The sequence below is a fragment of the Nitratidesulfovibrio vulgaris str. Hildenborough genome (assembly GCF_000195755.1).
Classification (GTDB): Bacteria; Desulfobacterota; Desulfovibrionia; order Desulfovibrionales; family Desulfovibrionaceae; genus Nitratidesulfovibrio; species Nitratidesulfovibrio vulgaris.
In genome coordinates this window covers 702104-724339 of sequence record NC_002937.3, presented here as the reverse complement: position 1 = coordinate 724339, position 22236 = coordinate 702104, and the positions used below count along the sequence as shown (strand labels likewise).

18 protein-coding genes, 1 tRNA gene and 1 riboswitch are annotated in these 22236 nt (G+C 64.6%); of the genes, 12 read left to right on the top strand and 7 right to left on the bottom strand.

The window, feature by feature from the left end:
* Positions 1-40 precede the first annotated feature (40 nt).
* Positions 41-991, bottom strand: coding sequence for a chemotaxis protein (locus DVU_RS03100; protein ID WP_010937955.1), 951 nt, complete (start codon positions 989-991; stop codon positions 41-43).
* Between the two features lie 139 nt (positions 992-1130).
* Between DVU_RS03100 and DVU_RS03095 the strand changes: the two genes are divergently transcribed.
* From DVU_RS03095 to cobI, 6 genes are all read left to right on the top strand, one after another.
* Positions 1131-2219 carry a hypothetical protein gene (locus DVU_RS03095; RefSeq protein ID WP_010937954.1) on the top strand — a complete coding sequence of 363 codons (1089 nt, stop codon included), beginning with the start codon at positions 1131-1133 and terminating at the stop codon, positions 2217-2219.
* Positions 2220-2528: 309 nt separating this feature from the next.
* A riboswitch (cobalamin riboswitch) is annotated at positions 2529-2709 on the top strand.
* Between the two features lie 136 nt (positions 2710-2845).
* Entirely contained in the window at positions 2846-3739 is an 894-nt protein-coding gene (locus tag DVU_RS03090) for a sirohydrochlorin cobaltochelatase (protein ID WP_010937953.1), read from the top strand.
* Position 3740: 1 nt separating this feature from the next.
* Positions 3741-4796: a FecCD family ABC transporter permease gene (locus tag DVU_RS03085; protein WP_010937952.1), complete on the top strand. Its 1056-nt coding sequence runs from the start codon at positions 3741-3743 to the stop codon at positions 4794-4796.
* Entirely contained in the window at positions 4793-5608 is an 816-nt protein-coding gene (locus DVU_RS03080) for an ABC transporter ATP-binding protein (protein WP_010937951.1), read from the top strand. Before DVU_RS03085 ends, DVU_RS03080 begins: the two co-directional genes overlap by 4 nt.
* The gene (locus DVU_RS03075) at positions 5583-6500 is read left to right on the top strand and encodes an ABC transporter substrate-binding protein (protein ID WP_011792785.1); all 918 of its coding nucleotides are present in this window, start codon (positions 5583-5585) and stop codon (positions 6498-6500) included. Before DVU_RS03080 ends, DVU_RS03075 begins: the two co-directional genes overlap by 26 nt.
* Position 6501: 1 nt before the next feature.
* A complete protein-coding gene (gene cobI, locus DVU_RS03070; RefSeq protein WP_010937949.1) occupies positions 6502-7272 on the top strand; it encodes a precorrin-2 C(20)-methyltransferase in 771 nt (256 codons plus the stop codon).
* 209 nt (positions 7273-7481) lie between these two features.
* Here cobI and DVU_RS03065 read toward each other — a convergent pair whose 3' ends face one another.
* From DVU_RS03065 to DVU_RS03055, 3 genes are all read right to left on the bottom strand, one after another.
* The gene (locus DVU_RS03065) at positions 7482-9296 is read right to left on the bottom strand and encodes a methyl-accepting chemotaxis protein (RefSeq protein WP_223295134.1); all 1815 of its coding nucleotides are present in this window, start codon (positions 9294-9296) and stop codon (positions 7482-7484) included.
* A 667-nt stretch (positions 9297-9963) separates the two neighbouring features.
* On the bottom strand, positions 9964-10803 hold the full coding sequence (locus DVU_RS03060; protein WP_014524260.1) for a HesA/MoeB/ThiF family protein: 840 nt from the start codon (positions 10801-10803) through the stop codon (positions 9964-9966).
* 84 nt (positions 10804-10887) lie between these two features.
* The gene (locus DVU_RS03055) at positions 10888-11700 is read right to left on the bottom strand and encodes an alpha/beta fold hydrolase (protein WP_010937945.1); all 813 of its coding nucleotides are present in this window, start codon (positions 11698-11700) and stop codon (positions 10888-10890) included.
* A 399-nt stretch (positions 11701-12099) separates the two neighbouring features.
* Between DVU_RS03055 and DVU_RS03050 the strand changes: the two genes are divergently transcribed.
* Genes DVU_RS03050 through DVU_RS03040 form a run of 3 tightly spaced genes read left to right on the top strand, consistent with a single transcriptional unit; the run spans position 12100 to position 14778 of the window.
* A complete protein-coding gene (locus tag DVU_RS03050; RefSeq protein ID WP_010937944.1) occupies positions 12100-13248 on the top strand; it encodes a FapA family protein in 1149 nt (382 codons plus the stop codon).
* Positions 13249-14001 carry a motility protein A gene (locus DVU_RS03045; RefSeq protein WP_010937943.1) on the top strand — a complete coding sequence of 251 codons (753 nt, stop codon included), beginning with the start codon at positions 13249-13251 and terminating at the stop codon, positions 13999-14001.
* 3 nt (positions 14002-14004) lie between these two features.
* A complete protein-coding gene (locus DVU_RS03040; protein WP_010937942.1) occupies positions 14005-14778 on the top strand; it encodes an OmpA/MotB family protein in 774 nt (257 codons plus the stop codon).
* Between the two features lie 217 nt (positions 14779-14995).
* Here the strand turns inward: DVU_RS03040 and DVU_RS03035 are convergent.
* Positions 14996-15072, bottom strand: a tRNA-Glu gene (locus DVU_RS03035).
* A gap of 488 nt (positions 15073-15560) precedes the next feature.
* Between DVU_RS03035 and DVU_RS03030 the strand changes: the two genes are divergently transcribed.
* A complete protein-coding gene (locus DVU_RS03030; protein ID WP_010937941.1) occupies positions 15561-16427 on the top strand; it encodes a hypothetical protein in 867 nt (288 codons plus the stop codon).
* Positions 16428-16559: 132 nt separating this feature from the next.
* Here DVU_RS03030 and DVU_RS03025 read toward each other — a convergent pair whose 3' ends face one another.
* Positions 16560-17948, bottom strand: a complete 1389-nt coding sequence (locus DVU_RS03025; protein WP_010937940.1) for an NAD(P)/FAD-dependent oxidoreductase — start codon at positions 17946-17948, stop codon at positions 16560-16562.
* Positions 17949-18227: 279 nt separating this feature from the next.
* Positions 18228-19541, bottom strand: a complete 1314-nt coding sequence (locus DVU_RS03020; RefSeq protein ID WP_010937939.1) for a diguanylate cyclase — start codon at positions 19539-19541, stop codon at positions 18228-18230.
* A 516-nt stretch (positions 19542-20057) separates the two neighbouring features.
* Between DVU_RS03020 and DVU_RS03015 the strand changes: the two genes are divergently transcribed.
* Positions 20058-21644 (top strand): ArnT family glycosyltransferase, encoded by a 1587-nt coding sequence (locus tag DVU_RS03015; protein WP_010937938.1) that lies wholly within the window; start codon positions 20058-20060, stop codon positions 21642-21644.
* A gap of 14 nt (positions 21645-21658) precedes the next feature.
* Positions 21659-22225 (top strand): hypothetical protein, encoded by a 567-nt coding sequence (locus DVU_RS03010; RefSeq protein WP_010937937.1) that lies wholly within the window; start codon positions 21659-21661, stop codon positions 22223-22225.
* The last annotated feature ends 11 nt before the right edge of the window (positions 22226-22236 follow it).

Here is a 22236-nt window from a genome sequence, read left to right as displayed (position 1 = left end):
ACAGACGCAATATGCCGCCAAGGGGATGCCTTCCATACGGTCAAGCAGGAGTCTCGCCCAGCAGTTCAAGCAGACGCTCGCTCAACTGCTGCAAGTCGGGCTTGGCGAATTGGGCATCAGCCCCCACCGAACGCCCCTTGTGTTCAAGCTTGTCGGTGACCAGCGAGGAGAACAGTGCCACGGGGAGCACACGCAAGGCGACATCCTCCTTGATGCGGCGGCACAGGGTGAGCCCGTCGAGGCGCGGCATCTCTATGTCAGAGATGACCGCCTGAACCACGTCGGCGATGCGTTGCCCCCGCCCCTCGGCCTCTGCGCGAAGGGTTTCGAGCATCTCCCACGCACCTTGCCCATCATCCGCCTGCAACACCTCGAAACGTCCGCTGGCTTCGAGAAGGTTGCGCACCAGCTTGCGCACCGAGCCTGAATCGTCGGCATGCAAGACCGTATAGCGCCGCATCGGCGCTTCCTGCGCAGTCGCGCGTGTCCGCCCCATGCGGATGGACAGGTCGGGGTGCATCTCGGCAACGATGCTCTCCATGTCCAGCAGGAAGACCACACGCCCCTCAAGCCTCACGACCCCCGTGATGGAACTGGAACTCATCCCCTGCAGAAAACGCCCCGGTGCCTCCACATCTATCCAGCTGATGCGATGGATGCGCGTGACTCCGGACACGAGAAACCCCGTCACCACCTGATTGAACTCGGTGATGATGATCTTGCGCTGGGCCGCGTCGTCGCTCAGGGGCTTGCCGAGGTAGGCCGCGAGGTCGACCAGAGGGATGATGCGGCCCCCCCGGTGCGCGAAGGCACCGAGCACCGCAGGATGCGGCATCTCGGGCAATGCCGTCACCGTCTGCTTGCGGATGATCTCAAGCACCTTGGCGACGTTGACGCCGTAATGACCGCGATAACCGGGCTCGTCGATGTAGAATTCGACGATCTCCAGTTCGTTGGTGCCGGATTCGAGCAGTATCTTGCTTTGCGACACGGTTCTCTCCTGAAAGGGACTTCGATGATTCTACCCCTCATGCCCGCCGAACGCCACAGGTTAGGCTTGCCTGCCCGCCCCTGTCGGCCTATCAGACGGGACGAACCGAAAGCACGCCGGAACGCCTCCGTGGAGAATCATGTCCCATAGCCCCCACCCCACGACTGCACAGCCCCCCCGGGCCACGACACGCCGCCGCAACGCCGGAAACCGGGCCGCCCTTGCCTTTTGCCTTTGCGTGGGCGGCGGTGCGCTGACGTTCCTGCTTCTGCGCGACCCCGCGCTGCTGGCATGGTCACGGGCGTGGCCCGCGCTTGTCAGGCCGCTGGGCGTCATGCTGCTGTCGCTTGCCGCAGGACTTGCCGCAGGGCTTGCCATCGAAGGGGGGGGCTGGGCCCCCATGCTCGCCCGCCTCGCCTCGCCGGTCATGCGGTGGGGCAGGCTGCCCGAAGCCTGCGGGGCGGCCTTCACCACCGCCTTTCTCTCTGCCGCCGCCGCCAACTCCCTGCTCATGGAGGCCTATCGGGAGGGCAGGATAACCCTGCGGGAGATGCGCCTCGGCTACCTCATGGGTACGGGGCTTCCCGTCTTCCTGCTGCACCTGCCCACCACGTTCTTCATCGTCACCCCGCTGGCGCGGGGCGCGGGGGTCACCTATCTCGCCATCAACGGACTGGCGGCCCTGCTTCGCACAGTGGGCGTGCTGGTCGCCACACGGCTGACCACCATGCCCCATACAGCCGGTGAAGCACCCCGGACGCACCACACACCACGCACTCGCACCCTGCGCCCGTTCGCCGAACGGTTCCGCATGAGGCTGACACGCCTTGTGCTCTTCACCGCCCCCACCTACCTCCTGATGTACGCCCTGCATCAGGGCGGTGTGTTCGACGTCCTGCGCAACGCCACTGCCCACTGGCTCACCGACGGGTTCCTTCCCGTCGAGGCGGCAGGGGTGCTGGTGTTCTCGGTGGCTTCGGAATTCTCTTCCGGGGTGGCGGCGGCAGGCGCGCTGCTTGCGGCAGGCAGTCTCACCACACGCGAGACGGTACTCGCCCTCATCATCGGCGGCATCATCGCCACGCCGCTTCGGGCCATCCGCCACCAGTTTCCCGCACATGCGGGCATCTTCACGCCCGCACTGGGCCTTTCGCTGCTCGTGCAAAGCCAGTTGCTTCGCATCGCCTCGGTGGTGGTGGTCACGGCAGCGTGGCTGGCCTTCGCCTGACCGGCCGCCACCCGCGCCCTTGTCACCGACCAGCCGCACCTGCCACGTCGCCCTCAGGCCGGGAGGCCTCAGACGGGATGACGACACCCCGGCCGGACAGGCCCCCACAACGCCCCCCCGATGGCCCCCGATGTCCCATGGTGCCCCTCCTGATGGTACCCCTGACGCCGAGACCCGCGGGGCACTCTGCCATAGGCCCACGGCATGTCTAGGCCGGGGCACATGCCCGAAGCCCGCGGCTTCACGCAGGCACGACACTGTCGCGACCGGCGCACACGGCAGCATGCTTGACACGTCGTCCACCTACGGCCTATGCCGCACGAGTCAGGTGCCCTGAGCGGCTTGATAGGGAATCCCGTGTGAATCGGGAGCGGACCCGCCGCCGTAAGCCCATAAAAGACCTTCTCCCCCGTGTGCCACTGGACGACCGTCCGGGAAGGCCGGAGCAGGTCGGGTGAGCCGGAAGACCTGCCTGACACGTCCGATGCCATGCCCGGCGACAACGGGGCTTTTGTCCGACCGGGCCCACGGTGGCGACCCGACACATGCCGCGCCCGGCGCGCAGCCCTGTGGTCATCCGTCCTGCCGTCCACGCCAATTGCCCGCCAACCTCCCTGGAGGTTGCCATGTCTCGCCATCCCATGGTCACGAGGCTTCTCTGCCTCGTCTTCTCCTGCCTCATCATCCTCGCCTGCTCACCGGCTTTCGCCGGGCATGGAGCGCCCAAGGCCCAGAAGACGGGCATACTGCTCGTCGCCTTCGGCACCAGCGTCGAAGAGGCCCGCCCCGCGCTCGACAAGATGGGTGACAGGGTTCGTGCCGCACACCCAGACATCCCCGTCCGCTGGGCCTATACCGCCAAGATGATCCGCGCCAAACTGCGTGCGGAGGGCATCGCCGCACCGTCGCCCGCCGAGGCGCTGGCGGGCATGGCTGAAGAGGGCTTCACCCATGTGGCCGTGCAGAGTCTGCACACCATCCCCGGTGAGGAATTCCACGGCCTGCTTGAGACCGCACACGCCTTTCAGGGCCTACCCAAGGGCCTTACCCGCGTGAGTGTCGGCCTGCCCCTCATCGGCACCACCGCGGATGCCGAAGCCGTGGCCGAAGCCCTCGTCGCCAGCCTGCCCGCCGACCGCAAGCCCGGCGAACCCGTGGTCTTCATGGGCCACGGCACCCCGCACCCGGCCGACATCTGCTACCCCGGCCTGCAATACTACCTGTGGCGTCTCGACCCCGACCTGCTGGTCGGCACCGTCGAAGGCTCGCCCTCGTTCGACAACGTCATGGCCGAACTCGATGTGCGCAAGGCCAAGCGCGTGTGGCTGATGCCGCTCATGGCCGTCGCCGGCGACCACGCCCGCAACGACATGGCGGGTGACGAGGACGACTCGTGGACCAGTCAGCTTGCCAGACGGGGCATCGAGGCCAAGCCCGTACTGCACGGCACCGCCGAGTCCGACGCAGTGGCAGCCATCTGGCTGCGTCACCTCGACGACGCACTGGCCCGTCTGAACTAGCATGTCACGCATCCGCCGCCGCACCGCGCTGGCACTGGGGGCCGCCCTCTGGCTGCTCTCCGTGCCCGCAGCCTGCCTCTTCGGGCCGTTCGACATCGGCCCTGCTGAGGTCATGCGTCTGCTCGGTGCAGCGGCGGGTGTCCCCGTATCCGGCCATGTGGACCCCATACGCCTTCTGGTGGTGGGGGACATCCGCCTCGCACGCGTCTGCCTCTCGCTGCTGGTCGGTGGCGGACTCGCCATGGCAGGGGTCGTCTTTCAAGGCGTGCTGCGCAACCCGCTCGCCGACCCCTTCACGCTCGGCGTCTCCAGCGGCGCGGCCCTCGGCGCCAGCGTCGCCATCAGCTTTGGCGTAACCCTGCCCGCTGCTGTCGCCCCCGCCCTCGTGGCGGGGCTCGGCGTGGTGACCCCGGCTGCGCTCTTCGGTGCGTTCGCCGCCTTGTCGCTCGTCCTGCTTCTCGGCACGGCAGCCGGGTCGTTCCGCCGCGAGACGGTCGTGCTCGCCGGGGTGGTGGTCTCCACCTTTCTCGCCGCGCTGGTATCACTCGTGAAGGCGCTGGACGAGGAGTCGGTATCGAGCATCGTCTTCTGGATCATGGGCAGCCTGCAAGGCCGTGGCTGGGCGCATACCGCCGTGTTGCTGCCGCCGCTGGTGCTCGGACTTGCCGCCGTCGTGCGCCATGCGCGCGACCTCGACGTGCTCGCCCTCGGCGACACGCAGGCGAGTCAACTGGGCATGAGGACGGGCTACGTGCGCTGCGTGCTCCTGTGCGGGGCCAGCTGCATCACAGCAGGCTGCGTCGCCGTCTCGGGGGTCATCGGCTTCGTCGGACTCGTGGTACCGCACCTGCTGCGACTGGTGCTTGGCGCGGCGCACGGCCCGCTGCTCATCGGGGCGTGGTTCGGGGGCGGCATCCTGCTGCTATGGTCCGACGTAGTGGCCCGCACGCTGCTTTCCGGCGGTGCTGAACTGCCTGTGGGGGTCGTCACCGCCCTCGTGGGCGGGCCGTTCTTCTGCCTGTTGCTGCAACGCGAACAACGGCGGGAACGCCCATGATGGAATGTCGTGCTCTCCATGCGGGGTATGCGCAGACGGAGGTGCTGCACGGCATCGACCTTCGCATCGCGCAAGACGAACTCGTCGGGCTTCTCGGCCCCAACGGCAGCGGCAAGACGACGCTGCTGCTCGCCCTTTCCGGTGTCCTGCCTGCCCGTGGCGGTGACGTGCTTCTGGACGGCACGCCCCTTGCCGCCATGGCCCCGCGCGAACGTGCACGGCGTATCGCCACCGTACCGCAACGCCCCGAGGTCATCCCGGATGTGGACGCCTTCTCTCTCGTCCTCATGGGACGTTACCCGCACACGGGGCCGCTTCGGGGGTACACGGCCGTCGACCATGACGCGGCCGCGGCCGCCCTTGCCGCCACCGGCACAGCCCACCTCGCGCGCCGCAGTGCCGCCACCCTCTCGGGGGGGGAACTGCAACGGGTGCTCGTGGCCCGGGCGTTGGCGCAGGACACCGACACGCTGCTTCTCGACGAGGTGACTGCCGGGCTTGACGTCGCCCGCATGGTGGAGGTGTTCGACCTGCTGGCCCAACGCCACCGGCACGGGCTGCGCATCGTGGCGGCCATCCATGATATCAATCTCGCCGCCCTGTACTGTACGCGGCTGGTCTTTCTCAAATCGGGCAGGGTCGTCCTCGACGGGCCTGTCGCACAGGTCTTCGATGAACAAGCCCTATCCGCCATCTATGAGACGCGCATCACCGTCCACCCGCACCCCGTCACCGGCACACCACAGGCGAGCATCGTTCCGGGTGTGGGTGCTGCTGGTGTGCCTCATGGTGCTGCACACCGCGCCATGTGAGGCCGCGCCCGTCTCCTGCACCGACGACACCGGGACCGTCATCACGCTCGAAGCCCCTGCGCGGCGCATCATCGCCCTGTACGGGGCGTTCAACGAGATTCTGGTGGAGATGGGGCAGAGTGGGCGCATCGTCGCCCGCACGGATGCCGACGAAGCGATTCCCGCCCTCGCCGGACTCCCTGCCATAGGCACGCACATGCGTCCGAACCCTGAACTCGTCGCGGGGCTGGCACCCGACCTCATCCTCCAGATGGAGGGACGACGCGAGGCGGCAACCTCCGTCGACGCCCTGCGCGCCCTCGGCATTCCCGTCGCCGTGTTCAGGGTCGCCTCGTTCGGCGACCTCTTCTCCGTGCTGCATCGCATGGGGACGCTCACAGGGGCGGAACAGGATGCCGCCGCCCTCGAAGCCCGATGGACGGCACGCCTCGACACCGTGGCGGGGGCCATCGCACGCCAGCCGCACGACACAGGGACAGCCGACGGCAAGGACCACACACAGCATCCGCCACGCGTGGTCTTCGAGGTGCGTTACCCCAACCTGCTGGCTGCCGGGGCCGATTCCATCGTCAACGACATCATCACCCGTGCTGGCGGGGTCAACGCCGTCCAGCAGCCCGGACGGGTCGTCCGCCTGAACGAGGAAGAACTGCTTCGCATGGCGCCGGATGCCTACGTCTACCAGTACGGCCCCATGAACCCGACCCCCGTCGCCCCCGACCAGCGCCCCCACTTCACCGCCCTTGACGCCATACGCGACGGGCGTGTGCTCAAGGTGGACGAACATGCCTTCTCACGCCCCGGCCCCCGTTCCGTCGAGGCCGTGGAACAACTGGCCCGCTTTCTCCACCCTGCCGCATTCGACACGAATACAACGACCGCAAGGAACTGATATGCAACCCGGAACACTCTACGGCATCGGCGTCGGCCCCGGCGCACCCGACCTTCTGACATTGCGCGCCGTCTCGACCCTCGCCAGGGTCGATGTGGTCTTCGCCGCCGCATCGTCGCGCAACGACTACTCCGTAGCCCTCGATATCGCCCGCCCCCACCTGCGGCACGACGTGACCATCGAAAGGCTCGACTTTCCCATGACCCGTGACCAGTCCGTGCTCACCGCCGCGTGGAAGGCCAATGCCGACGCCGTCGAAGCGGTGCTGCGTACGGGCCGGAACGCGGCCTTCCTCACGCTTGGCGACCCGCTCATCTACAGCACCTTCGGCTATCTGCTGCGCACACTCACGGCACTCGCACCCGACCTGCCGGTGGAGGTCATACCGGGTGTGACCTCCTATCAGGCCGCAGCAGCCAAGACCCGCACCATCCTCTGCGAATCGGGCGAGAACCTGCTCCTGCTTGCAGGCATACAGGACGCCGCACGGCTGGACACCGCCCTCACGCGGGCCGACAACGCTGTCATCCTCAAGGCGTATCGCAACTTCAGTTCGATACGCACCATGCTTGCCAGCCATGAAGCCACACGCGACACCGTGTTCGTGTCGCGCCTCGGCATGGAGGGAGAGGTGGTCGCCCGCGACCTCCACGCGGCCCCCGAACATCCCCACTACCTCAGCCTGCTGCTGGTCACCGACCGCAAACATGGCAACCCGGAACATACCGCCGAGAGCACCTCGGACGCGGAAGCGGACGAGACGGCGGACTAGGCCCGTTCGCAGCCCCCTTCAAAGGCGGTGCCCGTCCGGTCACAGGCATGACGAATGCCGACGAGGCAGCAGGCCCGTGCCTGCACGGACACCGCGATAACGAGGGACGAAGGCTCGCAGGGGCACAGGCATGACGCAAGACGCCCTCCATCGGTGAGGATGGAGGGCGTTCCGTGTCTATCCAGCAGGCAGCACGATATCTGCTGAAGCTACCCCTGCTTGAGGCGCTCGATAAGTTGCTGAAGTTCCTGCGCCATGGCGGCGAGTTCGGTGACCGCCTGCGCAGACTGCCGCATGGCGTCGGCGGTCTCGGCGGCGATGCGGTTCACTTCTTCCGTACCGCGGCTTATCTGTTCGCTGGCTGCGGACTGTTCTTCGCTGGCGGTGGCGATGGACCGCACCTGATCGGCACTGGCCTCGACGAACGTCACGATGCGTTGCAACGCAGCGCCAGCCAACCCCGCCAGTTCATTACTGCGCCCCACCGACATGGACGCCTGTTCCATTCCGGCGATACTGTCACGCGTACCGTTCTGGATGGCGCGCACCGCTTCGCCCACTTCGCGAGTGGCGTTCATGGTCTTCTCGGCCAGTTTGCGCACCTCGTCGGCCACGACGGCAAAGCCGCGCCCCGCATCCCCGGCACGAGCCGCCTCGATGGCGGCGTTGAGGGCCAGCAGGTTCGTCTGGTCGGCGATGTCCGAGATGACCGTCATGATCTGTCCGATACCCTCGGCCCTTTCTCCAAGGGTGCCGAGGCTGCCGCGCAGTTCGCCCGTCTGGGCGTCCACCGTGCCGATGGCCTCGACCATGGACAGGACGACACCTGCACCATCGGTGGCCTGCTGTCTGGCCTTGTCGGCGCTTTCCGACGCCTCTGAGGCATTACGGGCCACCTCGATCACGGTGGCGGTCATCTCCTCCATGGCCGTGGCGGCCTCTGCCGAGCGCTCACGCTGGAGGTCGGCACCGCGCGAAGACTGCTCGACCTGCGCGGCCAGCTGTTCGGAAGCCGAGGTGACACGCATGACGATGCCTTCGAGACGGCCCGCTGCATCAAGCAGACCTTCGCGGCGGGCACCTTCGGCCTGCCTGCGGGCCTCTTCGGCGACACGGGTGGCCTCCTGTGCGGCAAGGCTCTGTGCTTCGGCCTCGGAGGTCTTCTGCTCTGCGGTGGCGATCATCTCCCGCAGCCTCTTCACCATGGTCGTCAGGGCCGAGGCGAGTTGTCCGAGTTCGTCGTTCCGGTTCAGGTTGATGTCACGCGAAAGGTCCCCCGCCGCCACGTCCGTGGCGAAACGCACCCCTTCCCCCAGGGCCTGCGAGATGCCGCGTACAACGAACACCCCGACGCCGACGATACACAGCAACACCACACCAGCGGCCAAGGCGCTCCTGTTGCGGATGGAGACGATGCTGTCGAAGATGTCCGACTGTTCAGCCGTGACCCCAACCATCCAGCGCGTCACAGGCTCACGCTCGAAGGCGACGATCTTCTCCTGCCCTTCGAACAGATAGCGCACCACGCCAGCGTCCTTGCCAAGCATCTCGCGCCCCCACTCCATCGTGGAGAGGTCAAGCTTCATGATGAGGTCGCGCCGGGGATGAGCCAGGACACGACCTTTGGCATCCGCAATGAAGGCATATCCCCGCTTGCCCACCTTGACACGGGACACGGCACCTTCTGAAAGCCCCTGTAGCTTCACGGCACTGTAGACCACCCCTGCGATGCGACCCGAGACCCTTACGGGGGCCGCTACGACGAAGATGGGGTTCCCGTCGATGCCACTGGCGAACACGTCGGAGATGGCGACCTCGCCTGACATGGCCTTTCTGAAATAATCGCGGGAGGAGACGTTGATGGCATTGCCGTCCTTTCTGTTACTTGCCAGCACGGCACCATCAGGGCCGACCAGCGACAACGTCTGGAGTAGCGGCCTACGGCTTATGCGCGATTCGAACATACGGCGCACGGCTTCGAGCGCGGATTCCCGTTCTGCATCTTGCGATGCGAAATACCGCATGATCTCATATGAATCGGCATCCAGCTCGACATCACGCCTGCAGGAGTCCACGAGGCCAGAAAGCTCTCTCCTCAGTGCATCGACAGCAATAGCCTGCTGCTCGACAAGCGCTTCACTGACGGCAACACTCGATGCTTCATAAGCGATCCATGCACTTGTTCCCAAGCCAATGATGACAACGCCTATTATCGGGAGAAGCAACTTCTGCATGATTCCAATGCGCACAGGTGAACTCCGATCATGCTTTATAGATTAACGACACACACTCTTCATTGCCATGCTTACACTACAAAGAAGTGCAGCATTCATATCATATTCGATATGCGCCTCAAGGTAGGATTATCACCCATCATCCTGCTCACTGCAGTAGTGCTCACATGGATATACGGGCCACCCTACCATACGCTCCCTACTCATACCTCTCTCCTTCAGACGGGAACGCAACTGAAAGACATGGACGCAACAACATATTGATATCGCATTGCATATACATACATCACAAACAAATTTCATATACATGAATCTCGTGACGAACATGCGGCGCCATGCAACAGTCGCTGCGTTCATGACAGGGCGATGGTGCGCCATCAGGAAGTGTACGCCGGACACGACTGAAGACCACAGGGGCGCTCAGGGGCAGGTAGGGCGGGCGCGCCGTGATGGTAGGTCAGGCCAGGGGAAGGGAGACGAAGGTCTGGTCGGAAAGGTCGAACAGCAGCATTCCCGCCGGGGCGGAACGCCCGGTGAGAACCTGCATGACCTGCACACACTGGAGGGAGGCTGCGAGGCCCACTGTGGGGGCGAAGTTGCCAAGCACATCTTCGGCTGCACGCCCCTGTCCGAAAAGGTCGGCAGGGGCGGTGCCTTCCGGTGCGACGGTGGCGACCCAGCCCGAAAGCCCGGCTACGCCAGCCGTGACAAGCGGAACCCCCGCAGCACGGGCGGCATCACGCAGGGCCATCCTGTCGTCGAGGCCGCCAAGGGCATCCACGACGACATCGGCCCCCTTCGCGTGCCGATGCATGTCCACCCCCCGCAGGAAGGTACAGACAGGCTCGAAGATGACGGCTGGGTTCACGGCCTGGGCGTGCAGCCGGGCCGCTTCGGCCTTGGGCATTCCCACGCGGTCCACCCCGGAAAGCAACTGCCTGTTGAGGTTGCTCTCTTCGAACACATCCCCGTCGCAGCCGACGATGGTGCCCACCCCCATGCGCAGGAGCATGTCGAGAACATGTCCGCCAAGCCCCCCGAGTCCCACCAGCAAGACGCGCGCACCAAGCAGGCGAACCTGTTCGGCGCAGGAGAGAAGGCGTGTGTTGCGGAGATAGCGTTCGGGCCAGACGCCAGCAGTGCAGGCCATGCTCTCGACCAGCCTGAGATGCCTGCCGCTGCCGTCCGCCAACGCCGCCAGCACGTGACCGGGCACGGAAAGCACGTCCTCGCCGTCGGAACGGGGGTGTCGTTGCGCCGCTTCGAGGATGGCGGAACGCAGGCTGGCGTCGTCCATGTCGCCTCCGGCAGGCAGGCTGCCGTCAAAGGGCCGCGGCCCTGCATCGCACTGCCACGGGCAGCGCCCGCTGCAGACCGTCTGCTAACGGCAATCCACGAGAAAATCGCGCAAGAGCCTGTTCATGACGGCAGGCTGCTCAAGTGGCGGTACATGCCCTGCGCCCGGTATCTCCTCGCAGCGGACCCCGAGGGCGGCAGCCATACGCCTGCCCTCTTCGCGGGGACGGCGCCTGTCCTCTTGTCCGGCAATCACCAGCACGGGGCGCGAAGCGAGCGCGGGCAGCACATGCATGCGGTCTTCACGCAGGCATATCATGCGGCCCAGTTCAAGCACCGTGGCGAGACGTTCCGGGGGCAGACGCAACAGCGACATGCGGAAGGCGCGCACCACGGGGCCGTCCTCCTCCAGCATTTCCGGCGTGAAGAAGTATGGCAGAAGCGCATCGAGGATGGGCGGCGTCATGCCGCCGCTGCGCTCCATGCTTTCAAGAAGGCCAAGTGCCACGTTGCGGGCCCTTTCAGACTCGGCCCCGGCGAACGTACCGATGAGAACCAGCCCCTTCACCCGCCGGGGTGCCATGAGCGCCAGTTCCAGCGCCCATTGCCCGCCGATGCCGTGTCCGCAGACGACGAAGTCGTCCAGCCGCAGCGTGTCGGCAAGCGCCAGCATGTCCCGGGCAAGGTCTTTCATCGTGCGCGTGGAAGGCGGCAACGCACCCGAACGACCATGCCCCCAGAGGTCGGGGACGATGCACCGGTGCGTCTCGCTCAAGGCATCGACCTGGGCATTCCACAGCGTGCCGTCCCACAGGTAGCCATGACCGAACAGGATGGGCACACCCTCTCCCACGTCGCGGCAATGGAGAGGCTGGGCATGGATGGCGAATATGGGCATGGGATGTCCTTGATATGGCGGGTTGGGCACCCACGTCAGCCTGAAGCGACCTGTCCGCATACGCGCGACATGGGAACATGAGGGGCAATACCCCATGCCGTCGCGCCTTTCAAGGCGTACCGCCTTTTCCTGATGTGACTGACGGATAATCCTCGGCCCTGCCAGCGAAGGACGCCTCGGGACATCGGTCGAGAACGCCCAGATGGAGTGCCCACTCCGCCCCGGCTGCGGGACGCCGTACCGGTTCGTCCTTCCCGGGGCCTTTGCGAACGAAGCGCCCGGGGGCAGCATGCATCGCGCGGAGGATGCGGGTTATCCCCCATAGGCGGGCATGGTTCCCTTCTTGCCTACCGTACTGATATCGCTATACTGGTTGCTTGCGGATGTCAGGAATGCGTCATGCAGGAAGACACCCTCACCTCACGGGGTAACATGCCATACTCACTGAACGTGCTGATACCTCTCTCATGCGACCTGCGCCCTCCGGTACCGCAGGCCATTCATGCTGGCAGGGTAGACCACCGCGAATTGGGTTTCGTCCATCCGGTCTCGCCGGGTGATGTGGTAGCCGAAGTGCTCGTTCCCGCCGGGGAACACTTCTCGCCGGAGGTGGCACAGCACCTGATAGGCGAAGGCTGTGCCCTTGGTGATGCAAGCACGGAACATACCGAGGGGCAAGGCGTGCCCGTGGTGGCCACGCGAAGCGGGCATCTCGACTGGGATGAACGGGCGCTCGCAGTGCGCGACACCCTTGTCGTGGACGAGGATGTCACCTACCATGTGGGAAATATACGCTATTTCGGTGATCTCATCGTCCGGGGAATGGTACGTGTGGCCTTTCGGGTACGCGCACGTTCCCTGCTGGTAGAAGGCCTCATCGAAGGCGCCTTCATCGAATGTGAACGGCTTGAGGCGCGAGGAGGCGTCAAGGCCGGAGGTAGCGGAAGGCTTCGCGTCCGGGAGACGGTGGCAGCCCCTTTCATGGAGAACGCCATCGTCCATGCCGGAAGCCATGTTGTCGTATCGGGCTCGTCCCTGCACAATGAAATCAAGTCCAACGCATCCGTACAGGTCGCTGAACGACTCATAGGCGGCATGACCGCTGCACGGGACTCGATCACAGTTGGAGAACGACTGGGGGGCGGCATGTCGACACTCACCCGCGTGCAGGTAGGCTACGACCCGTTCCTCAACACTGCCGTGCACAGGCTTGAAGTGCAGGCACAGCACGTCGAAGAGGTCATGCTCTCCTGCGCCAAGCTGGCGGGACGGGGTGGCAGGCTGGGCGACAAGGCGAAGGCCCGCGGAGAACGCTATGCAGCCGCACTGAAAAGGTTGCGGCGCAAGCTTGCAGACCTGCTGGCCAGACTTGACGCCACATCGACACTTGAAACATGCACGATCGATGTCCGGGGTGAGGTGCGCCCGGGAGTCGAAATCTGCATCGGCCCGGCGCGTCTGATGAATCAGGACTTTCTGAAAAACGTACGGTTCTCGTATTGCGACGGCGCGGTGGTAGCAACCCACCCGGCAGGACGGACAGCATAGATGGACATAGCGACTCTCATCGGCATCGTCGGCGGCTTTGCCCTCATCATCATCGCCATCCTCCTTGGCGGTTCTCTCATGCCGTTCGTGGACATCCCTTCGGTGGTCATCGTCATCGGGGGAACCATAACGGCCATTCTCGTCATGTTCCCGCTTGAAGTGGTGCTCGGGTCCATGGGCATCGCCATGAGAACCTTCAAGTTCAATAAGGAGAACCCTGTCCAGACCGTCGAGGACATCTGCAAACTGGCGGATACCGCCCGCCGTGAAAGCCTCGTGGCCCTCGAGAAGGTGCCCCTGCAGGACGAGTTCCTCAAGAAGGGCATCAGGATGGTGGCGGACGGTTCCTCGCAGGATCAGGTCACGGCACTGCTCGACGCCGAGATCAACTTCATGAAGCAACGGCACAGACGCGGTCAGGCCGTCTTCAAGGGGCTGGGCTCCGCAGCGCCCGCCTTCGGCATGATCGGGACGCTGGTCGGCCTCGTGAACATGCTCCAGAACCTCTCCGACCCCGCCAGCATCGGCCCCGCCATGGCCGTCGCCCTGCTCACCACCTTCTACGGGGCGGTTCTTTCGAACCTCATGTTCCTGCCCATGGCGAAGAAACTCGAAGAGCGCTCCTTCGACGAGCAGTTCATGATGCAGCTCAAGATGGAGGGAGTGCTCTCCATCCTCAACGGCGAGCATCCCCAACTGGTGAAGGAGAAACTCATGGCCTTCCTGCCACCCAATCTCCGCCCGAAGGAATGACGCATGGCCGAACCGACACAGGCCCCACCACCGCCCCCACCTCGCAGAGGAGGGGATGACGGCGGCGATGGCGGCGGGGGCGACATTCCCGAGTGGATCGTCACCTTCGCCGACATGATGTCGCTGCTGCTATGCTTCTTCATCCTGCTGCTATCGTTCGCGAAGACGGACATCGCAAAATTCCAGGCAGCGCTCGGCTCCATTCAGGATGCCTTCGGTGTGCAACGGGAACGCCCGCAGGATATCGAGGCAGCCTTTTCGCCGACCACCGAATCGCAGGTGCTGATCACTGAAAAGCTCGATGCCGCAGAGCAGGAACAGCTCGAAGTGGCGCGCATGCTCAAGGAACTCGTCAACGAACAGGCCGAGATAGCAAAGAACGCCATCATCAGCGCCGAAGAGGGGGGCATCAACCTGCGCGTCAACTCACGCGCCCTCTTCGAACCGGGCAGCGCGCGCCTGCTGCCCGATGGAGAGGCCGTCATCAGGCTGGTGCACACGATATTGCTCAAGCACAAGTACGACCTCATCGTGGAAGGGCACACCGGGTCGCGTGAACCGTTCAGCAGCCAGTTTCCCACCCACTGGGAACTTTCCGCGGCGCGGGCCGTGACACTCGTCCGCCATATCCTGTCCCTCGGGGTCAGCCCACGTCGCCTCAAGGCCGTGGGCTACGGCGACACCCGCCCCCTCGTCCCGGAGAATGACGACACGGGCGAGTTGAACCGCCGGGTCGAGTTCTTCTTCCGCCCGCAAAGCGCCAACCCGCACCTCTAGCACACACGCGGAGAGACGTGCGCGATTGCGCTAACCGACCGGACGACAGCAAGTCCCGCAAGCCTTGCAGCTGCCTTGGCATCACGCCGTACACCACAAGGGGCAGGCACGCCCCCAGACCTTCACTGACGATGCGCGGCCATGGGTAGACGACGGATGCGGACAGCACCAGACGCGAAAAGGGCCTGTGCTTGCACACAGGCCCTGTTCTTGCGTTTGGCGTTCCCAAGGGGATTCGAACCCCTGTCGACGGCGTGAAAGGCCGTTGTCCTAGGCCGGCTAGACGATGGGAACACCCAGCACAACTGTTGTTCACAGTTGCGAGAAACGGCTTCTACGCAAATGGAGCGAACAAGTCAACACCTTTCTGAAATACCGAACAGGCAACGGGGCAAGCCCCAGGCAATGAGTGCACAGCCACCTCTCCCCTCTCTGTGCCGCGCCTGGAAGCCATCTTTTTTGACCATGGATACAGACGGTTACAACTCTTGTCGCGCCAGACATTGACATGACGCACAACCGACTTATCTAGTGGGCGTACGGGAACCACGTGAGGGACGCACCTGAACGGGGAGACCGGAAGACATAACGGAGGGTGCACAGGATTAATTGCACCACGGACGAACAGAGGAAAGGGATTCGCCATCCATGAAGGTTCCTGGCACGCCAAGGCAAGGCCGGAACACGCCGCGTAAGCGGAAAATTAAGGCGAATCCCTTTCCGTTTTCATGTACATCTGCTATCTTGCGGGCCGATTGCACAACCAGCCCGGAGGACGGCACATGATCCGCTTCGAACCCCTGACCAATCTCTTCGACATGCTCCACCACTTCTGGGAGCATCCGAAGACCGAACGCCGCGTGGCACGAGGACTCATCGCGGTATTCATCATGGGGGTCATCGCCATCGAAGCCAACAGGCAGGGTCTTCTGCCGCCCGCCATCTCCGCCATCACCCCCACCAACCACTTTCAGGCAGTGAATCTGGCCTTTTCCATGCTGCTGGTACTGGAGGTCATGAGCCTTATCATGACCATCTCCTGTTCCATCGCCCGGTCCATGGGCAAGCAGTTCGAGATTCTCGCCCTCATCCTGCTGCGGAACTCCTTCAAGGAGCTCTCCAACATGCACGAACCCATCACGCTGCAACTCGACCTCATGCCCGTGCTGCACATCGTGACATCAGGTTCGGCGGCGCTGTTCATCTTCGTCTGCCTGGGCTTCTACTACCGTATGCAGCGGCCGCAGGGGTACATCACCGCCCCCATGGAACGGATGCGCTACGTGATGACCAAGAAGCTCATCTCTCTCATGCTCTTCTGCGTCTTTCTGGGCATCGCCGTCTATGACGGGGTCATGCTCGTGACCACGGGCCGCAAGCCGGAGTTCTTCGAGACCATCTATACGGTGCTCATCTTCGCGGACATCCTGCTGGTGCTCGTCACGCAGCGTTTCATGCCCATGTTCCACGCCGTGTTCCGCAATTCCGGCTACGTCATCGCCACCCTGTTCATGCGCATCGCCCTTGGTGCCCCCCCCTTCTATGACGCGGCAGTGGGCATCTTCGCAGCGCTGTACGCCTTGGCGTTGACAGCAGCCACGACCTACTTCTCTCCCTCCTCTGTCGATTCGGGCAGGAAGGGACTCTGACCGCTTCCACCGCGACGGCGGTGACGCATCGATGCAAAAGGGGCCGGACAAAGCTGTCCGGCCCCTCTCGTTGTGATGCATCCCGCTTCACGGGGTTTACGCCATCTTCGGCGCTTACGCGCCAGACTGTGGTCAGGCGCCTTCGCGCTCGATGATGGCCTTGGCGGGGATGATGCCCGTGGCGGCCGCGGAGACGATGTTGCCCGCCACGCCCGGCCCGTCGCCTGCGACGAAGAGGCCGCGGATACCCGTTTCGAGATGGCTGTCCGTCTCCACCTGCGTGGCGAAGAACTTGATCTCAGGCGCATAGAGCAGTGTGCCGTCATCGGCGATACCCGGAATGACGTTATTGAGTTGCTCGAGACCGTCCACGAGGTTGGTGACGATGCGTTCCGGCAGCGCCATGGCGATGTCGCCGGGCACCACGTTCATCAGGGTGGGTTCGATGTAGCCGTTCTTGATGCGCTGCCATGTGGAACGTCGACCGCGCCGCAGGTCGCCAAGACGCTGAAGGATGGGCTTGCCGCCACCGATGATGGTCGCCAGCCTGCCGATGGCCGTGCCGTAGCCGGTGTTGTCGGATACCGGGTCGGTGAGTACCACCTTGGACAGGAAGGCGAAGTTGGTGTTCTCCGACTTGCGGTTACGATAGGCGTGACCGTTGACGCAGACGAAATCCTGATAGTTCTCCAGCGCGATGAAACCCGCCGGGTTGGTGCAGAAGGTGCGGGTCTGGTCGTCGTACTTGGTGGTCTGCACGAAGAAGGTGGGGTCGTAGATGACGTCGGTGATGTCGCGCATGACGTCGTTATGCGTCTCGACACGCACCCCGACCTCGATACCCCGCTGGCTCATGTTCAGCCCGAAGCCTCGCGCAAGCTCACCGACCCAGTCGGCCCCGACGCGCCCGGGCGCGACGATGACGGATTTGCAGGCGTATTCGCCCTTGTCCGTCACCACGCCGCGCACGCTGCCGTTCTCGACGGTGACGGTGCGCACCTCTTCTCCGGTGCGGATGGTCACGCCCTTCGCGGCGAGGTGTTCGCACATGGCGAAGATATGATCGGGCAGGCAGTCGCTGCCAAGGTGCTTCTGCTTGATGAGCAAGAGGTCGATGCCATGCTTCTTGGCCTGTTTGCGGATGTCGCGGGCAGCGTCCATATCGGAGGGGAACACCGGGCCGTCCATGCCGAAGCGATTGAAGATGGTCTCGGTCTCGTCGATGAGCGCCTCGGCCTGCGAACGCGGAAGGAACTGCGTGAGGTCGGTCTTGCCGAGTTTATGGATGAAGTTGAGCTTGCCGTCGGAGAACAGTCCTCCACCGCCCATGCCGGACAGGATATGGCAGGGCTCGCACTTCATGCATTTCTGGGTCTTGGCGATGGGGCAACCGCGCTTGCGCACGCTCTGCCCGCGCTCGATGAGACAGACCTTGAGGCCGGAATGTTCCGCAAGGTAATACGAGGCGAACAGGCCTGCAGGCCCGCCACCTACCACGATGACGTCAAAAGCGTCGGACATGGATGAGGCTCCTAGAAGAGAGAATGCGGCTGGCGCAGAGGTGGCCGAAAAAAGGCCGCACGCCAACAGCTTTACTCTGCCTTCTATTTCGGGGGCTGTCAACGTGTGCACGCAGGCGCAGTATTCGGACATCGACTCCGGCGCAGAAACGCGAACCACCGTGCAGCCCGTGTCGCGCGCGCCTCTCAATCCACCCCGCCCCCCATATGGCAGGCCTGACATGGGGACGGTGCAGCCCCGGACCTGCTGTCCGGCCCTCCACCGACAGGGCATCGGCCCTTACGCCATATCCCCTTGTTCGACGTCCGTGCACACCACACCCTGCACCCCCTGAACGTCCCGGTCACGTTCCACCACGACGCGGTTCCGTCCCTGCTGCTTTGCCTGATAGAGCAACGCGTCGGCACGGGCGAACAGGCTGTCGGGCGTACTGCCACAGGCGGACGCCAGAAGGCACCCGGCCGATATGGTTATCCAGAACATGCGGTCGCCAAGCGACACCTCCAGCCGCTCCACATCATGCCGGAACGCCTCCAGCCTGTCCGGAAGCCCCTGCACCGAAGCTCCTGCGACGACGAGCCCGAACTCCTCGCCGCCATAACGTCCGGCCACCACAGGTTCATCGAACGCACGCCGCAGCATCATGCCAAGCTGTCGCAACGCAAGGTCTCCCGCCACATGCCCGTAGGTGTCATTCACTCGCTTGAAATGATCCACATCGAGCATGACCACTGCCATGGCATCACCGGCACGTGCCGCGTGCCGGTGCAGGTCTGCTGCCCGTTCGAAAAAGCGACGTCTGGCGTACAGCCCGGTCAACTCGTCGCGTTCGGCCAGTTCACGGTTGCGGCGCATGAGGTCGAGCAAGTCCAGATTCATGTGCACCCGGCACAGCAACTCCTCGAACGCCGCCTGCTTCGAGACATAGTCGTTGGCGCCGCTCTTGAGAAACTGCGCCGCCGCCCCCTCGCCGGATGACACCGCCAGCACGGCGACATCCTCGATGCCACGGCTGCGCCTGATACGGGCGGTCAACGTCTCGCCATCCATGCGGGGCATGAAATGGTCGGTGAGGACGAGACGGATGTTGCGGTTCGCCTCAAGCACCTCAAGCGCCTCCACCCCGTCTGCCGCCAGATGCACGGTGAGCCGCTGCCGCCGCAGGAGTGCCGCGATGTGCGCTCGCCACACCGGAGAATCGTCGACGACCAGCACCTCCGTCCCCTCGTTGGCCGCAAGGCGCGCCACAAGGCGAATGAGGTACTGCATGTCCTCCGGGTTGCGCTTGACCACATAGTCGGTGATGCCCTTATGCAGCATGGTCTGCCGCAGTCCGGCGTCGAAATGTGCGCTCACCACCACCGCGGGCGTTCCCGTAGCAAGGACGAAATCGACCACAGACCCGTCCGGCGCATCCGGCAGATACAGGTCGCACAGGGCGACAAGGTAGGGAGAAGGCTCAACCGCCAGCAACACGCGCGCCTCTGCCAGCGAGGCCGCGATATCGCATTGCAGCCCCACCTTTTCCTGCACGCCTTGCGCGATGAGACGGGCCGTACTGCGGCTGTCTTCGATGATGAGTACCCTTTGCATGGCTTCTCCCGTTGATACCAGCATAGGCAATCACCCCCGTTGCTACAACGGGGGTATGCGCAAATGGAGGGAATCTCCCCATGGCGCGCCGCAACGCCACGTCCCCCCCGGGCGGTGGCAGGGATATCCCCCACACCCCGCCCATGCGACCATCATATCTGGCGACGGTATCGTCCGACGAGCATTTCGTACGGGGCTACGCTGTCCGGAGGATATGCGCCCATGGCCTGCCGACCCGAGGGCTAGCATGGTCGTGGTCTAGCCTGCCCGTCGGCCTTGCGCATGGCACTGTGCTGCACAGCCCGTATCGTCCGCGTTAACCATGGGTCTTGCCCCCCGCACACCACCGTCGAGGCCCCGCAGACCACAGGCCCCATGATCCCCCGCGCCTCATCGACCACATCACATGTCGCCGTGCAAGCAGCGCCATCCCCGGGCCGCGACACCGCGGGGGTAGCGTCTGGACAGGCGCACAAGCGGCGGGTAACATCCGGGCATCCCAACGCGAGGTCTTCTGTGCGCGAACACCACCACAATCTCCGGCACTACACGCTCTACGCCGCGACCATCATCACCATCACCACGCTCGTCCGCTTCTGGTTCGTCGCGTCAGGGCAACTCGACCTCGTGCAGGACGAGGCCCAGTACTGGGACTGGACCCGGCGGCTGCAACTCTCGTACTACTCCAAGGGCCCGCTCATCGCATGGCTCATCGGGATGTGGACTGGCGTGTTCGGCGACACGGAACTCGGTGTCCGGTTCGGCGCACTGGCAGGTTCGGCACTGGCGCAGGTCATGCTCTTTCTCGGCGTGGGCAGGCTCTTCGGCAGGCCCCGCCTCGCCCTGCTCACCCTCGGCGTAGCCAACACCACCCCCCTGTTCATGGTGGCGGGGGTGCTCATGACCACCGACGGCCCGCTGCTGCTGTGCTGGCTGGGGGCTCTACTGTGCATCCACGCGGCCACGCGCACACCGCGCGCCACAGCACCCTATCTCCTTCTCGCCATGTGCATGGCTGTCGGCGTACTGGCCAAGTACATGATGCTCGCCGTGGCGGCCATCGCCTGCCTGCACATGTGGCTGTTGCACCGGCAGAGACTGCTGCCGCAAGGGGTCGCCTTGCGTGTCGTGTGCGCCTGCCTTGCGGGCGCGGCCTGCGGCATGTTGCCCATCCTGCTATGGAACGCCCAGAACGACTGGGTGGGGTTCAAGCACGTGGGCACCCTCGCCGGGGTCACCGGCAAGGCCAGCAAGGCCTTTCTGCGACTGGACAGACTGCCGGAACACCTCGGCGCGCAACTGGGCGTTGCCACACCATGGTGGTTGCTGCTCATGCTGGGCATGGCATGGCGTTCGCTGCGCATCGCCTGGACGGGCGTCGTCCCTCCCGGCGAACCTGCAGAGGCGGCGGGCCGCGAAGAGGCCGTACGCCAGTCGTCATTGCTGTTCTGTGCCTTCATGCCGCTATGGGGCGTCATCACGCTATGGAGTCTGCACACCCGCATCTACCCCAACTGGCCCGCCATGAGCTATGTGGGCGGCATCATCCTTGCCGCCGCCGGGGTTGAACGCCTGCTTGACGGCCTCGGTGCACCGCGCTGGCGGCGCCTCGTGCCGCTATGGTTCACACTGGGCGCCTGTCTGTTCGCCGCCGCACATTTCCAGAACACCCTGCCCTTGCCCGCCTCGCTCAACCCGGCCGCACGGCTGAAGGGATGGGAGGACCTCGGGCGTGAACTCGACAGGGTACGGCACGGGCTGCCACACCCTGACAGGGTGTTCTTCTTCTCCGACGCCTACGACATCACGGCCGAACTCGCGTTCTACGTACCCGGCAAACCGTTCACCTTCTGCGCCGACTTCGGCCGGCGCATGAGCCAGTACGACCTGTGGCCCTCACCCGCCGACAAGGTGGGCTGGGACGCGGTCTTCGTCCGCCGCGACGGGACGAGCGTGCCGCGCGAACTGCTCGAGATGTTCGACTCTGCGGAACTGTACCGCTACCAGTCGACGCATCACGGGGCACCGGGACGGGTCTTCACCGTCATCGTCCTGCGCGGCTTCAATGGCGAGTGGCCGCGCCGGAGTTTCAGGTCGTTCTAAAGGGGGCCTCATCGATGGACATGCCGCACAGCACCACGCACGACGCATCGCCCGCGCCCTGCCAGCGTTGCGGCATGGCAGGTGCGACCTGCTGCACCATCGACCCCACCGACGCGTCGCTGTGCTTTCCCGTCTCGCGGTCGGAGTGGGAGCGCATCGTCGACCACTGCGACAAACGGGGCGGTTTCGCCACCGAACCCAACACCCGCCCCTTCGTGGACAACCTCATCCGGCTCTTCCCCGGCGAGGCCCGCGAGATAGAGAGACTGTTCCCCCCGCACGGATTCCATCTGCGGCTTGCCGTGGACGCCAAGGGCAACTGCGCCTTTCTCGGCCCAGAAGGTTGCACCCTCCCGCGCGAAGTACGTCCGTGGTACTGTCTCGTCTTTCCTTTCTGGTTGCAGGGCGGGCGCATCGCCATCTTCACGCCATCCGGTTGCGTCGCCGTCCGCGAGGGACGTACCGTGCCCGGATGCCTCGCCCTCATGAACTTCACCGCCCGTGACGTCCGTAGACTGGCCGGAAGACTCCGGCTGGCATGGGGCCTGCCGCCTCTGGACGAGAACGGCGAAACGCTGTAACGCCCTTCGCC